This window comes from Streptomyces sp. NPDC048434 (assembly GCF_043200375.1).
Classification (GTDB): Bacteria; Actinomycetota; Actinomycetes; order Streptomycetales; family Streptomycetaceae; genus Streptomyces.
This window is the reverse complement of record NZ_JBICXQ010000006.1, coordinates 173,202-187,532: the sequence shown is the minus strand read 5'-3', so window position 1 is coordinate 187,532 and position 14,331 is coordinate 173,202. Positions and strand designations below refer to the sequence as shown.

General features: G+C 72.2%; 14 protein-coding genes. 12 read left to right on the top strand and 2 right to left on the bottom strand.

Annotated features, from left to right (window positions below; translation table 11 throughout):
* Positions 1-69: 69 nt before the first annotated feature.
* From ACGFWI_RS09695 to ACGFWI_RS09685, 3 genes are read left to right on the top strand one after another with little or no spacing between them, the layout of a single operon-like run.
* Positions 70-1,068, top strand: coding sequence for an NADPH:quinone oxidoreductase family protein (locus ACGFWI_RS09695; protein ID WP_393905391.1), 999 nt, complete (start codon positions 70-72; stop codon positions 1,066-1,068).
* Positions 1,065-2,276 carry an acyl-CoA dehydrogenase family protein gene (locus tag ACGFWI_RS09690; protein ID WP_393905390.1) on the top strand — a complete coding sequence of 404 codons (1,212 nt, stop codon included), beginning with the start codon at positions 1,065-1,067 and terminating at the stop codon, positions 2,274-2,276. Before ACGFWI_RS09695 ends, ACGFWI_RS09690 begins: the two co-directional genes overlap by 4 nt.
* Complete coding sequence (locus ACGFWI_RS09685; protein WP_393905389.1) at positions 2,273-3,433, top strand: acyl-CoA dehydrogenase family protein; 1,161 nt, start codon at positions 2,273-2,275, stop codon at positions 3,431-3,433. The genes ACGFWI_RS09690 and ACGFWI_RS09685 overlap by 4 nt, the downstream gene beginning before the upstream one ends.
* 28 nt (positions 3,434-3,461) lie before the next feature.
* On the opposite strand, the gene ACGFWI_RS09680 is transcribed toward ACGFWI_RS09685, so the two are convergent.
* Complete coding sequence (locus ACGFWI_RS09680) at positions 3,462-4,022, bottom strand: hypothetical protein (RefSeq protein WP_393905388.1); 561 nt, start codon at positions 4,020-4,022, stop codon at positions 3,462-3,464.
* A gap of 203 nt (positions 4,023-4,225) precedes the next feature.
* Between ACGFWI_RS09680 and ACGFWI_RS09675 the strand changes: the two genes are divergently transcribed.
* Positions 4,226-5,590: a hypothetical protein gene (locus ACGFWI_RS09675; protein WP_393905387.1), complete on the top strand. Its 1,365-nt coding sequence runs from the start codon at positions 4,226-4,228 to the stop codon at positions 5,588-5,590.
* Between the two features lie 99 nt (positions 5,591-5,689).
* Here ACGFWI_RS09675 and ACGFWI_RS09670 read toward each other — a convergent pair whose 3' ends face one another.
* Positions 5,690-6,232: a cell wall hydrolase gene (locus ACGFWI_RS09670; RefSeq protein WP_393905386.1), complete on the bottom strand. Its 543-nt coding sequence runs from the start codon at positions 6,230-6,232 to the stop codon at positions 5,690-5,692.
* A gap of 103 nt (positions 6,233-6,335) precedes the next feature.
* Between ACGFWI_RS09670 and ACGFWI_RS09665 the strand changes: the two genes are divergently transcribed.
* The 8 genes from ACGFWI_RS09665 to ACGFWI_RS09630 all read left to right on the top strand — a co-directional run bounded on the left by ACGFWI_RS09665 (position 6,336) and on the right by ACGFWI_RS09630 (position 14,262).
* Positions 6,336-7,565 carry a S1 family peptidase gene (locus ACGFWI_RS09665; protein ID WP_393905385.1) on the top strand — a complete coding sequence of 410 codons (1,230 nt, stop codon included), beginning with the start codon at positions 6,336-6,338 and terminating at the stop codon, positions 7,563-7,565.
* 111 nt (positions 7,566-7,676) lie between these two features.
* Entirely contained in the window at positions 7,677-8,153 is a 477-nt protein-coding gene (locus ACGFWI_RS09660) for an acyl-CoA thioesterase (RefSeq protein WP_393905473.1), read from the top strand.
* Between the two features lie 69 nt (positions 8,154-8,222).
* On the top strand, positions 8,223-9,128 hold the full coding sequence (locus ACGFWI_RS09655) for a LysR family transcriptional regulator (protein WP_393905472.1): 906 nt from the start codon (positions 8,223-8,225) through the stop codon (positions 9,126-9,128).
* Between the two features lie 145 nt (positions 9,129-9,273).
* A complete protein-coding gene (locus ACGFWI_RS09650; protein ID WP_393905384.1) occupies positions 9,274-10,443 on the top strand; it encodes a CaiB/BaiF CoA transferase family protein in 1,170 nt (389 codons plus the stop codon).
* Positions 10,444-10,502: 59 nt separating this feature from the next.
* Positions 10,503-11,315, top strand: a complete 813-nt coding sequence (locus ACGFWI_RS09645) for a crotonase/enoyl-CoA hydratase family protein (protein WP_393905383.1) — start codon at positions 10,503-10,505, stop codon at positions 11,313-11,315.
* Between the two features lie 12 nt (positions 11,316-11,327).
* Positions 11,328-12,065, top strand: coding sequence for an acetoacetate decarboxylase (locus ACGFWI_RS09640; protein WP_393905382.1), 738 nt, complete (start codon positions 11,328-11,330; stop codon positions 12,063-12,065).
* A 26-nt stretch (positions 12,066-12,091) separates the two neighbouring features.
* Positions 12,092-13,057 carry a 3-hydroxyacyl-CoA dehydrogenase NAD-binding domain-containing protein gene (locus ACGFWI_RS09635; protein WP_393905381.1) on the top strand — a complete coding sequence of 322 codons (966 nt, stop codon included), beginning with the start codon at positions 12,092-12,094 and terminating at the stop codon, positions 13,055-13,057.
* A complete protein-coding gene (locus ACGFWI_RS09630) occupies positions 13,054-14,262 on the top strand; it encodes an acyl-CoA dehydrogenase family protein (protein WP_393905380.1) in 1,209 nt (402 codons plus the stop codon). Before ACGFWI_RS09635 ends, ACGFWI_RS09630 begins: the two co-directional genes overlap by 4 nt.
* The last annotated feature ends 69 nt before the right edge of the window (positions 14,263-14,331 follow it).

The window sequence follows — 14,331 nt, the reverse complement described above, 5'->3', positions numbered from 1 at the left end:
ATGTCGCTGGCGAGGGCGCCGGTGCGCCCTCCGTCCGACCCGCGTATCCAAGGTCTGTGGAGGCACCAGGTGAAGGCATGGCGCGTACACGCGAACGGCGAGCCGCGTGAAGTGATGCGGCTGGAGGAGGTGCCGGACCCGCAGCCCGGACCCGGGCAGCTGCTGCTGCGGGTGCGGGCCGCCAACGTCAACTTCCCCGACGCCCTGCTGTGCCGGGGCCAGTACCAGGTGCGGCCGCCGCTGCCGTTCACCCCTGGCGTGGAGATCTGCGGCGAGGTGCTCGCCGCGGGGGAGGGGGCGACCGGTGAGATCGGGGCGCGGGTGCTGGCCCAGCCGCCGCTGCCCGACGGCGGTTTCGCCGAACTCGCCGTCGTCGACGCGGCGACGGTACGCGCGGCCCCCGAGGCTCTGGACGACGCCGAGGCCGCCGCGCTGCACATCGGCTACCAGACCGGCTGGTTCGGACTGCACCGCAGGGCCCGGCTCCAGGCCGGCGAGACCCTGCTTGTGCACGCCGCCGCAGGGGGCGTCGGCAGTGCCGCCGTACAGCTCGGCAAGGCAGCGGGCGCGCGGGTGATCGGCGTCGTGGGCGGCGAGGACAAGGCCAAGGCCGCCCGCGAACTGGGCTGCGATGTCGTCCTCGACCGCCGCAGTGACGACATCATCGCCGCCGTGAAGGAAGCCACCGGCGGCCGCGGCGCGGATGTGGTCTACGACCCGGTGGGCGGTGAGGCGTACGCCAAGTCCGTCAAGTGCATCGCCTTCGAGGGCCGGATCATCGTCGTCGGCTTCGCCGGCGGCGCCATCCCGACCCCGGCGCTCAACCACGCGCTGGTGAAGAACTACGCGATCCTGGGCCTGCACTGGGGCCTCTACAACACCAAGGACCCGGCCGCGGTCGACGCCTGCCACGAGGAGCTCGCCAGGCTCGCCGCACAGGGCGCCGTCAAGCCGCTCATCGGCGGCAGGTTCCCGCTGAAGGACGCCGCCGAAGCCGTCCAGCGGGTCGCCGACGGTACGTCCACCGGCCGGCTGGTCGTGCTGCCCGCGGCGGAGGAGACCCGATGACCGACGCCGAAGACCTGCGCCGGCGCACCGCCGAGCTGCTCGCCGCACACCCGCCCGCCACCACCGGCCGGCTGGATTTCCTGCGCGCCCGCTTCGACGCGGGGCTGGCCTGGGTCCACTTCCCCAAGGGCCTCGGCGGGCTGGACGCGCCGCGCTCCCTGCAAGCGGTCGTGGACGCGGAGCTGGAGGCCGCCGACGCCCCCGGCAACGACCCCGGCCGCATCGGCATCGGCCTCGGCATGGCCGCGCCCACCATCCTGCGCTTCGGCACCGACGAGCAGAAGCAGCGTCTGCTGCGCCCGTTGTGGACCGGCGAGGAGGTGTGGTGCCAGCTGTTCAGCGAGCCCGGCGCCGGCTCCGACCTGGCGGCGCTGGCGACCCGCGCGGTACGTGACGAGGCGGGCGACTGGATCGTGGACGGCCAGAAGGTCTGGACGTCCAGCGCACATCTGGCCCGCTGGGCGATCCTGATCGCCCGTACCGACCCCGACCTGCCCAAACACCGCGGCATCAGCTACTTCGTATGCGATATGACCGACCCCGGCGTCGAGGTGCGTCCGCTGCGGCAGATCACCGGCGAGGCCGAGTTCAACGAGGTCTTCCTCACCGGCGTCCGCATCCCCGACGCCCAGCGCCTCGGCGAGGTCGGCGAGGGCTGGAAGGTCGCCCAGACCACGCTGATGAACGAGCGGGTCGCCATCGGCGGCTCCCGCACCCCCCGCGAGGGTGCGGGCACCCCCGCCGACGGCAGGGGCAGCATGATCGGCGTGGCCGCCGCCGGCTGGCGTGCACGCCCCGAACTGCGCACCCACGATCTGCACCAGCGGCTGCTGAAGCTGTGGGTGGAGGCCGAGGTCGCCCGGCTGACCGGCGAGCGGCTGCGCCAGCAGCTCACCAAGGGCCAGCCCGGCCCCGAGGGCAGCGGGATGAAGCTGGCCTTCGCCCGGCTCGCCCAGGAGATCAGCGGCTGGGAGGTGGAGTTCCTCGCCGAGGACGGGCTGACCTACGACGACTGGACGATGCGCCGCCCCGACGGCGTCGACTTCACCGGCCGCGAGGGCGGCTACCGCTATCTGCGCGCCAAGGGGAACTCCATCGAAGGAGGCACCTCGGAAGTGCTGCTCAACATCGTCGCCGAACGTGTGCTGGGGCTGCCGCCCGAGCCGCGCACCGACAAGGACGTCGCGTGGAAGGACCTCCCCCGATGAACGACGGGACATCCCTGACCGGCACCCCGGCAGCCGACCCCGACCTGCTGTACTCCGAGGACGAGGACGCGCTGCGCGACGCCGTACGGTCGCTGCTCGCCGACCGCAGCGACCCGGCCACCGTGCTCGCCGGGCTGGAGTCGGAGGTCGCCTACGACACCCGCCTCTGGCACGCGCTCGCCACGGAGATCGGCGCCGCGGGGCTGCTGGTGCCCGAAAAGCTCGGGGGAGCGGGCGCGAGCGCCCGCGAGGCCGCCGTCGTGCTGGAGGAGGTGGGCCGCTCCGTCGCGCCCGTCCCCTATCTGACCAGCGCGGTCATCGCGGTGACCGCCCTGCTCGGCTGCGACCACGGCCAGGAGGACGTCGCCGCGCCGCTCGCCGCGCTCGCCGGGGGCCGCACCGTCGGTGTGCTCGCGGTCCCGCTGCCCACCACTCCGGGCGGGCTGCCGGAACCGGCCGTACGAGCCACGGCGGACGGCGCCCTGACCGGCCGGGTGACCTCGGTCGCCGACGCCGCGGGCGCCGAACTCCTGCTGGTCCCGGCCCAGGGACCCGACGGCCCGGCCCTCTACGCGGTCGAGGCCTCGGCGGACGGCGTCCGTACCGACCCCGTGACCGCGCTCGACCTCACCCGCCCCCTGGGCCACCTCACCCTCGACGGTGCCCATGGACGGCTCCTGGCCGGCGGGGACCGGGCCCGCACCGCCGTCGAACGCGCCCTGCTCACCGGGGCCGGGCTGCTCGCCTCGGAACAGCTGGGCGTCGCCGAATGGTGCCTGACCGAAACCGTGCGCTACACGGCACAGCGCACCCAGTTCGGCCGCCCCATCGGCTCGTTCCAGGCGCTCAAGCACCGGTTGGCCGCGCTCTGGCTGGAGGTGGCCTCGGCCCGCGCCGCCGCCCGCAACGCCGCGGACGCGCTGGCCACCGACAGTCCGGACGCCCCGGTGGCGGTGGCCGTCGCCCAGGCGTACTGCGCGCCGGTGGCGGTGCGCGCCGCCGAGGAGTGCATCCAGCTGCACGGCGGCATCGGCATGACCTGGGAACACCCGGCCCATCTGTATCTCAAGCGGGCCAAGAGCGATGAGCTCGCCCTGGGGACGCCGGGGCGGCACCGGGAGGCCCTGGCGGGACTGGTCGCGCTCGGGGCACCGTAGGCCACCTCCCCGGGCCGGTGGTGTGCGGTCATTCGGTGATGGCGAAGGTCCGGCTGACATCGCCGACCGCGGCGTCACCGGCGGTGGCCACCTCCAGGAAGTAGCGGGGGCCCGGCGGCACCTTGGGCAGCGTCACGATCGCCTCACCGGTCGGTCCGGCGTCCGCCCGGGGCACCACCAGGGCCACCCGCTGCGACCGGCCGTGACCCGTCGCCGTCCGCAGCCATACGTCCACCTTCTCGCCCGTGCTGTTCTTCCAGGCCACCGTGAAGCTGCCGTTCGCCTTGTAGTCGACACCCGGCTCCGGCGCGGTCACCTCGATCCGCCCGGTCGGCGGCGAGGCGAACTCCTCGGGTTCCTCGGGCTCCTCGGGTCCGGCACTGGCGGTGGTCGCGTTGAGGGCGGAGGTGGCGGCCCGCGCGGCCGAGCCCGCATGGCCGGACATGGCGGCCGTCGGACTGCCCGCCGAGGGCCAGCTCTTGCCGGCGTCCGGGCGGGACGGCGTCAGCGAGATCACCAGCATGCATCCGACGGCGGTGGCGGCGACGGCGACGGCCAGATTGGTGGCCATCGAGGTGGCCCTGCACATCGTCTCCTCGTTTCCTCGGGGGAGTGGCGAGCCGGAACATCCCCGGCGCTTTGACCGCCAAAAACGACGCGCGGAGCGATCACCTGGATGGACATCTCCGGCGCGACAGCCCTCCGTGAGCGAGGGAAAATACCCCGATGCGGACCGGATCGACCTCTGCATCGGTGATGTCCTGAAAGTGCGGTTCAGGTAGCGTCGAACACATGAAGACCGCAACGCGTCGTGCGCTGATCGGACCGGTTCTGCTGCTGGTGGCCGCACTGCTGGCGGTGGTCGCCGCGATGGCACCGGGAGCCCGTGCGGCCGGCGGGCTCGACGAGGCTGCGGCAGCCCTCAAGAAGGGCCCGGTCTATGTGGATCCCCGCGCTTCGAGCCAGTTCTCCTCGGCCCAAGCGGATGCGCTGGCCAAGAAAATCAAAGACGCGAACAAGCCGGTCTTCGTCGCCGTGCTGCCCCGGGCCGCCGAGTACCAGCCCAGCACACTGCTGCGGGATCTGCGCACCAAGGCCGGGATCAGCGGTGTCTACGCCGTCGAGCTCGGCAACGGCTTCAATGCCGGCGCCGACCCGCGGGTGATGTCGCGCAGCGCGGTGCAGAACCTCGTCGGATCGGTCCAGCGCTCCCACTACCCGAACGTCAGCGGCCGTCTGAACAGCTTCGTCGACACCGCGCTCAAGTCGGCGCACGGCCAGGCCCCCTCCTCCTGGGGCGGTTCCGGCGGCAGCGGCTTCGACACCGGCACCGCCATCGGTCTCGGTGTGCTGGTGGTCGTCGGCGGTGGCGGCGCGTACGCCATCGCCCGCCGCAACCGCAGAAGGCGGGCCGAGGAGGAGCGGGCGGCGCTGGAGGACCTGCGGGTCGTCGTCGACGAGGACATCACCGCCTTCGGTGAGGAACTGGACCGGCTCGACTTCCACCCCGGTGAGCGCGGCGCCGACGACGCGATGCGGGCGGACTACAGCCATGCGCTGGACACGTACGAGAACGCCAAGTCGTCGATGGCGGCGGCCGGGCACCCCGGCGATGTGCAGGCCGTGACCAAGGCCCTGGAGGACGGCCGGTTCTCGCTGGCCACCCTTGCCGCGCGCCGCGAGGGCAGGCCGCTGCCCGAGCGCCGGCTGCCCTGCTTCTTCGATCCGCGGCACGGTCCGTCCGTCGTCGATGCCGCCTGGGCACCCGCGGGCGGCGCCGAGCGCACCGTGCCGGTCTGCGCCGCGGACAAGAGCCGCCTGGACGACGGCCGGGAGCCGCTGGCCCGTACGGTCCGGACCCCGAACGGCGACCGCCCCTACTGGGATGCGGGCCCGGCCTACGGCCCCTGGGCCGGCGGCTACTTCGGCGGCGGCCTGCTGCCCGGCCTGCTGGTGGGCACGCTGCTCGGCAACATGATGTGGTCGACCGACGCCTACGGCGCCGGCTTCGGCGGCCCCACGGGCGCCGAGGGCGGCGACTCCTCCGGAGCCGACTTCAACTCCGACGACTTCGGCGGCGGCTTCGGTGACGGCGGAGGCTTCGGAGACGGCGGCGGCTTCGGCGGCGGTGACGGGGGCTTCGGCGGCGGTTTCTAAGCGTCGGGCGCCCTGCGTGGTGAGTGCTCCAGGCCCCTGAGCGTGTGAGCTGCCACGCCCCCCGCGGTGAGCGCTCTCGCCCCGCCGCCCCCGGGGCGCTCAGCGATCCGCCGCGCGCACCGCCCGCTTGGCGCCGAGGAAGCGCCCGTAGCGCGGGCGCGCCGCGAAGTCGGCATAGCGCCACACGGCGGGCCGGCCGACCTCCCGGCACAGATGCAGCACCTGGTCGGGCCCCAGGTGCACGCCCACATGCGCGCCGTATCCCGGTGGCCGGCCGGCGGCCGGCCCGGAGTCGAACAGCACCAGATCCAGCGGTTGCGGACGGCCGGCCCGCCGTGTTGCCCGTTCGTCCGCCCAGAGTTCCGCCGAGCGCAACGGCGGTATCAGCAGGCCGAAGTGGCGCAGCACCGCATAGGCGTAGCGCTGGCAGTTCGCGCCCCCGGCCAGGTCGGCGAAGGCGTCCGGGGCGGTGCCGCCCGGCGCATCGTCCGCCCCGTCCGGACCGTATGACGGGCATTCAGGTGTCTGCGCTCCCGGATGGCGGGCGCCCGAGTAGGTCACCTTGCGCAGCGCCTCGGGCAGCCGACGGAACGCTACCGCGCCATGGGGGGCGGGGACTTGGCGGCCGGGGTCGTGGATCACCCGGTCATGATGCAGGGGATCTCCCTCATGCCGCACGCGCCGGTGTCGAGCAGGCTCGACGAATCGGATCCGACGTGCTCTCGACACCGCGAGGAGATCCCCGATGGAACGCCGCTTTCGCAAGGCAGCTCTCTGGGGCGCGACCGTCGCCGCCGTCATGGCGGCTGCCGGCCCGCTCAGCCCGGCGCGTGCCGTGTCGCGGCCCGACCCGTCGCCCCAGCCCTCGCCGCGCGCCATGCTGGACGCGATGCGCCGGGACCTCGGGCTGACGGCGGAACAGGTGCGCACCCGGCTCGCGCAGGAGGCCGCCGCCCACCGCGCCGCGGCCGTCGTGCGCCGGGCGCTCGGCGCACCGCCCGCCGGAATGTGGTTCGACAAGTCGGCCGGCAAGCTCGTCGTCGCGGTCACCGGCGCGGCCGATGCACAGCGGGTACGGTCCGCCGGGGCGGTGCCCAAGACGGTGCCGCACGGCCACGCCGCGCTCACCGGGCTGGTGCGGCAGATCACCGGCCGGGCCGGCAAGGGCGTACCGGGCGTCACCGGGTGGGGCGTGGACGAGCGCGCCAACGGCGTCGTGGTCCGTATCGACCACACCAAACGCACCGCCCGGACCGACACCTTCGAGAAGGCCGTCCGCGCTCTCGCCACGCACGCGAAGATCCCCGTCACCATCGATCGTAGCGACCGGACGCCGCGCCAGCAGGGCGGCTCGGTGGTGGGCGGCGAGCGGTGGATGCCCGGCAGCGAGGGCATCTGCTCCATCGGTTTCTCGGTGACCGGGCCGGACGGCTTCCAGGGATTTCTGACGGCCGGTCACTGCACCCTGACCGCCGACCAGGCCGCGTACGGCAAGGACGGCAGCCGCCTGGGGACCTCCAACCAGGGCGGCGGACACAGCATCAACGACCGCGAGGGCGACTTCGGGCTGGTGGAGGTCGACCAGCCGGGCTGGACCGTCAGCTCGTACGTGGCGGGCCAGGGCGGTACGCCGGTTACCGTCACCGGCTCCCAGGAGGGCATGGTGGGTATGTCGATCTGCCGTTCCGGGCAGAGCAGCGGCTGGCACTGCGGGGAGATCACCCGGGTCGACCAGACCGTGGACTACGGCAACACGGTCATCGAGGGCCTCTCGTTCACCAACGCCTGCTCGGCGCCCGGCGATTCGGGCGGCTCCTATGTCACCCAGCCCAACGCCCCGATGGCCATCGGCGTGCACTCCGGTGGCGGCGCCGCCACCTGCGGCAACTTCGGCGGTGCCACCGTCACCATCTTCCAGCCGGTCGGTGAGGCCCTGGCCAAATGGAACCTGAGGCTGAAGACGGGCAGCCCCTGACGGGCCGGCCGCCGCCCGCCGGTCCCCGGCGCCTACGATGGCAAGCTGGCGGCCATGGGGCCGGGGTGCGTCCGAGTGGCGCACGGCACGTACGGGGAACGGGGAGAGATCGTGGCGGAAGCGGCGCAGTCGGGGGACACGGAACGTGGCACGGACGCGGCGGAGCCGTTCGCGGTCCCGATCACCGTGCGCGGATACGAGACGGACACCCAGGGCCATCTGAACCAGAGCGTCTATCTGCAGTACGCCGAGCACGCCCGCTGGTCGCTGCTGCAGGCGAGCGGCATCCGCCAGAGCTCGATGGTGGACCGGCACATCGGCCCGGTGACCATCGAGACCACCATCCGCTATCGGCGGGAGCTGCGGGCCGGTGACGAGGTCGAGGTGAGCTGCGCCTTCCTCTGGGGCGAGGGCAGGACCTTCCGGATCGAGCAGACCGTCCGCACGGCGGACGGGACGGTGGCCGCCGAGGTGAGCGCCGTCGGCGGGGTGCTCGACCTCACCGAGCGCAAGCTGCTCAAGGACCCGCGAGCGGCCTTCCGCGACCTGGCCGATGACCCCTCGCTGCTCGGTCTGGCCGACGACTGACGAGCGTCCCCGGGGCCGCCGCGGTCCGCGAACGGCGGTACCGGCCCCGGGTAGTGTGGTCGTGTGGACATGCTGCACCTGCGCTACTTCGTGGCGGTCGCCGAAGAGTTGAATTTCTCCCAGGCGGCACGCAAGTTGCATATGGCGGCCTCTCCTCTGAGCCAGCGGATCAAGGACCTTGAGCGTGAGCTGAACCAGCCGCTCTTCGACCGCACCACGCATCACGTCGAGCTGACGCCCGCCGGTGCCGCGTTGCTGCCGATGGCGCGCGATGTTCTCGAACGCGTCAACTCCATTCCCTGGCGGCTGCGTGACGCCGTCCGTCCGCAGCGCACCACCCTGCTCATCGGGATGCCCTCCGGGGTGCATCCCGCACTCCGCGCCCGGGTCCGGGAGCTGGAGGACGCCTGTGGGGAGACCTACGAGCTCAAGCGCTGGCCCGGCCGCTCCACCAGCCTCGCCGAAGCCGTCCGCGACGGCCGGCTGGCCCTCGCGCTGGCCCGGCTGCCGGTCGCTGACCCCGCGCTCGGCCTCATCGAGGTCATGCGGGAACGGCTCGGGGCGGCGGTCCCCGCCGACCGGTTCGAAGGCCGGGAGTCGGTCACCCTGGACGAGCTGAAGCAATTCCCCTATGTGGCCACCGCCCCCGAGGCCATGCCCGCGTATTTCGATGAAATCGATGCACGGCTGAATTCCGCGGGGCTGAGGAAGAGAATTCGCATCAATAGCTCCGACTATGCGGGGACCTCGGAACTGGTTTCCGGCGGGCTCGCCTTTTCGATGACGATGCTCTCTCCGGAAAGTCCGATGCATCTTTACCGGCTGGACAATGTGCGGGTGCTGCCGGTGCTGGATTTCCAGCCCGAACTGGCCACCGGTCTGCTCTTCCGCAAGGACCGGGCGGAGCCCGGCGGTGACCTCGGCGACCTCGTCACGGCGGCGCGGCGCATCTTCGCCGAGGAACTCTTCGCCTGATTCACGCGCCCCATAACCCGGGAAAAATGGCATGACCGCTGTGGTCATGCCATTCTTCGTTTCTTGATCGTTCTCATTCCGCGGCATCTCGCCTACCGTCGAAGACGGAAACATTCGCAGTACAGCTACTTCCGCAGGAGCGACAATGGACGCCACGACCGAAAGCGCCAACGGCCCGCTGGACGGCGTACGGGTGATCGATCTGTCCACGGTGGTGATGGGCCCCTACGCCGCCCAGATCCTCGGGGACCTCGGCGCCGACGTCATCAAGATCGAGTCGCCGTCGGACACCGTACGGTCGGGCCGGTACCGGACCACGCCCGGGATGACACCGCTCAACCTGAACGTCAACCGCAACAAGCGCAGCGTCTCCCTGAACCTCAAGGACGAGGACGACCACGAGCGCGCACTGGCGCTCATCGGCACGGCCGACGTGCTGATCACCAATATGCGCCCCGGCGCCCTGGCCCGGCTCGGTCTGACCCACGCCGACCTCGCCGAGCGCCACCCCGGTCTGGTCTACGCCCACGCCCAGGGCTTCCGCAGCGACTCCGACCGCGCGGGGCACGCCGCCTACGACGAAACGGTGCAGGCGTCCTCCGGTCTGGTGGACGTGGCCAACCGTGCGCTGGGCCGGCCCGTCTACCTGCCGACGATCATCGGTGACAAGGTCGCCGCGCTCACCATCGTCTACGCGGTGCTCGCCGCGCTGGTCCACCGCGACCGCACGGGACGCGGCCAGCACATCGAAGTCCCCATGACGGACACCCTCATCGCCTTCAACCTCGTCGAGCACCTCTCGGGCCATGTCTACGAGCCGGCCGAGGGCTCCACCGGATTCCCCCTGTCGATGAAGCGCGGCCACCGGGCCGTGCCCACGGCCGACGGGCTCGCCTGCGTCGTGCCGTACACCCCGCAGAACTTCCGCGACTTCTTCGCCGCCGCCGGCCGCCCCGACCTCGCCGAGGACCCCCGGGTGGCGGGCCCGGTCATCGAGGACGCCGACGTCGACCCGCTCCTGGAGCTGGTGGCCCGGAGCGCGCCGAGCCTGACCACGCAGGAGTGGGAGGACGTCTGCGCCAAGCACAGCATCCCCATGGCGCCCGTGCTGGAACTGGACCGGGCGGCCGACGACCCCTACGTCCGCGACGGCCACCTCCTCGACCTGGTCGAGCACCCGAGCGAGGGGCCGATCCGTTCGGTCGGCATCCCCGTGCGCTACTCCGCCACCCCGGGCTCGGTCCGGCGGCTCGCCCCGCTGCCCGGCCAGCACACCGAAGAGGTCTTCGACGAACTCGACGCGGCCCGGCGCTGACGGCCCGCCACGCCGTCACCGCTCCCGCACCACACTCCGACCATCAAAGGACCCGGGCCATGCCCAGCACACCGGACACCACCCCAGCCCCCACCCGTCCCGCGGACCCCGCCCCCGAAGTCCGCACCGAGAGGATCGGTACCGCCCTCCTCATCACCCTCGACCGGCCCCGCGCCCGTAACGCGGTCAATGCCGCCGTGGCGGCCGGACTCGCCCGCGCCCTCGACGAGTTGGCGGCCGACCCCGCGCTCCGGGTCGGCGTCCTGACCGGCGCGGGCGGCACCTTCAGCGCCGGTATGGACCTCAAGGCCGCGCTGGCCGGTGAATCGCCCGAGATCCCGGGCCGCGGCTTCGGCGGGCTGACCGAGACCGTGACGGCCAAGCCGCTGATCGCCGCAGTCGAGGGCTGGGCCATGGGCGGCGGCTTCGAACTCGCCCTGGCCTGCGACCTCATCGTCGCGGCCGACGACGCCCGGTTCGGCCTTCCGGAGGTCAAGCGCGGCCTCATCGCGGCCGGCGGCGGGGTGATCCGGCTGCCCAAGCGGATTCCCCACCACCTGGCCATGGAGCTGCTGCTGACCGGAGAGCCGGTCTCCGGCGAGCGGGCCGGTCTGCTCGGCATCGCCAACCGCGTCGTACCGGCCGGCGAAACCGTCGCCACGGCACTGGAGTTGGCCGCACAGCTCGCGGCGAACGCCCCGCTCGCCCTCGCCGCGGTGAAGAAGATCGCCCACGCCGCCGACGGCACGCCCGAGCCGGCCGCCTTCGCCGCCCAGCGCAGGGAGATGGCCGCCCTCGCCGCGTCGGCCGACGTACGGGAAGGCATGACGGCCTTCGCCGAGCGCCGCGCCCCCGTCTGGCAGGGCAAGTAGGAGGAGCACACCATGAAGCAGCACGACGTCACCCGGCACCATGCCACCCCCCTGATCAACCCGGCGTACCCACCCGTCATCCCGCGCTTCACCCACCGCGAGTACCTCAACATCGTCTACCGCACCGACTACGACGCGCTGCGCGCGGTGGTACCCGAGCCGTTGGAGATCGACGAGCCGCTGGTCCGCTTCGAGGTGATGCGGATGGGCGATGTCAGCGGGTACGGGCCGTACACCGAATCCGGCCAGGCGATCCCGGTCCGCCACGAAGGCGAGCGGGGCGAGTACCTGCACGCCATGTACCTCGACAACTTCCCGGCCACGGTCTCCGGACGCGAGGCCAGTGCCTACCCGAAGACCGTCGGATCGCCGGCCCTGTACGTGGACCACGGCGCGCTCGTCGGCGTCCTCGACTACGGCACGGTCCGGGTGGCGACCGCCACGATGGGCTACAAGCACCATGAGCTGGACCCCGAAGAGGCGGCCGCGCAGATCACGGTGCCGACCTTCATGCTCAAGCTGGTGCCCGGGTACGACGGAGCGCCGCAGGTGGCCCAGTTGGTCCGCACCCAGATCAGCGATGTGGTCGTCAAGGGCGCCTGGACCGGCCCCGCCCGGCTGCAACTGGGTGCGCATGCGCTGGCCCCGCTGGCCGATCTGCCGGTCCGCGAGATCGTCTCGGCGAGCCACCTCCTCACCGACCTCACCCTGGCGCCGGTCAAGCCGGTGCACGACTACCTCGCGCGCTGACGCCGCGTACGAAAGAAGCATCTGCCATGAGTCACACCCACCCCACCGTGGCCGTGATCGGCGCCGGGACCATCGGCCTCTCGTGGGCCGCCCTGTTCGCCGGGCACGGACTGAACGTGCGGGTCACCGATCCGCGCCCCGACCTCGCCGAAGCCGTCGATACGGCGCTGACCGAGGCCGCCCCGCAGCTGGCCCGGCAGGGCCTCGACACAGCCGGCCTCGCCGGCCGGGTCCAGCTGGCCGACGAGGTCACCGAGGCGGTCCGCCACGCCGATGTGGTCCAGGAGAACGGCCCGGAGAACACCGCCTTCAAGCGTGAGCTCTTCGCCACCCTGGTGCGCGAAGCCCCGTCCCACGCACTCCTGTTGAGCTCCTCCTCCGCCATCCCGTCCACCGCGTTCACCGACCGGCTCGACGACGCCGGGCGCATCCTGATCGGCCATCCGTTCAACCCGCCGCACCTGGTGCCGCTGGTGGAGGTGGTGCCCGGCCGGCGCACCAGCGAGGACTCCGTCACCCGGGCGGTGGCGTTCTACCGCTCGGTCGGCCGGGTCCCCGTGGTGGAGCGCAAGGAGCTCCCCGGCTTTGTCGGCAACCGCCTGCAGAACGCGCTCAGCCGCGAGGCGATCCACCTGGTGGAGCAGGGTGTGGTCAGCCCGTCCGAGCTCGACGCGATCATGGTGAACTCGCTCGGTCTGCGCTGGTCGACGGTGGGTCCCTTCCTCGGCGCCCACCTGGGCGGCGGCCCCGGCGGCTACCGGCACATGGCCGAGCACATCGGCCCGTCGATGCAGCAGATGTGGGACTCCCTCGGCCGCCCCGAGCAGAACCCCGAACAGACCGAACGGCTCATCAGGGCCGTGGAGGACGCGTACGGCTCGCGCTCGTACCGCGACCTCACCCAGGACCGCGACCGCAAGCAGCTCGCCGTCCTCGGCGCCCTGAAGAACGCCGGCACCACCAGCGAGCAGAACGAGGAGACCCGGTCATGACCGCCACCCACCCCGAGACCGCCCTGTCCGACGGCCTCACCGCCGACTTCTACGGCTATGAGAACCTGCTGCCCGACGAGGAGCGCAAACTGCTCCTGCAGGCCCGTGACTTTATGCGTACCGAGGTGAAGCCGCTGGTCAACGACGCCTGGGCCAAGGGGGAGTTCCCCCGCGAACTGATCGGCAAGTTCCGCGGACTGGGCCTTTCCGGCGTCCCGTACGAGGGGTACGGCGACCCGCTGCCCGCCGGGAGCCATCTGCTGGTCGGCATGCTCGCGATGGAGTACACCCGCACCGACGCCTCGTCCGCGACCTTCTTCGGCGTCCACAACGGCCTGGCCATGTACAGCATCTACCGCGGCGGCGACCAGGAGCAGCGCGACCGCTGGCTGCCGGCGATGGCCGCCCTCGACAAGATCGGCGCCTTCGCCATGACCGAGCCCCTCGGCGGCTCCGACGTGGCAGGCGGTATGCGCACCACCGCCCGGCGGGCCGGCGACCACTGGATCCTCAACGGCGCCAAGCGGTGGATCGGCAACGGCACCTTTGCCGATCTGGTCATCGTCTGGGCCCGCGACGAGGCCGACAACAAGGTCAAGGGCTTCGTGGTGGAGCGGGGCACGCCCGGCTTCTCGGCTGCCAAGATCGAGAACAAGACCGCCTTCCGGATCGTCGAGAACGCCGATCTCACCCTGACCGAGGTCCGTGTCCCGGAAGCCAACCGCCTCCAGCGGGTGGACTCCTTCCGCGATGTCGCGGAGATCCTGCGCGCCACCCGCAGCGGCGTCGCCTGGCAGGCCCTCGGCGTGATGATCGGCGCCTATGAACTCGCGCTCGCCTACGCCAAGGAGCGCCGGCAGTTCGGCCGCCCGATCGCCCGCTTCCAGCTGGTGCAGGACCTCCTCGTCAAGAGCCTCGGAAATATCACCGCTTCCTGGGGGATGCTCGTCCAGCTGGCCCGCCTCCAGGACGCCGGCATCTTCCGCGACGAGCACTCCTCCCTGGCCAAGGCCTTCGTCACGGCCCGGATGCGCGAGGTCGTGGCCTGGAGCCGGGAGATATTCGGCGGCAACGGCATCGTCCTCGACTACGACGTCGCGCGCTTCTTCGCCGACGCCGAGGCCATCTACTCCTTCGAGGGCACCCGCGAGATGAACACCCTCATCGTGGGCAAGGCCATCACCGGCGAGAGCGCCTTCGTCTGACCTCCCCGGCCCTCCCGCGGAACGCGGGGCGGACGGCGATCCCCTGCCGCGTCCGGTGCCCAGGCACCA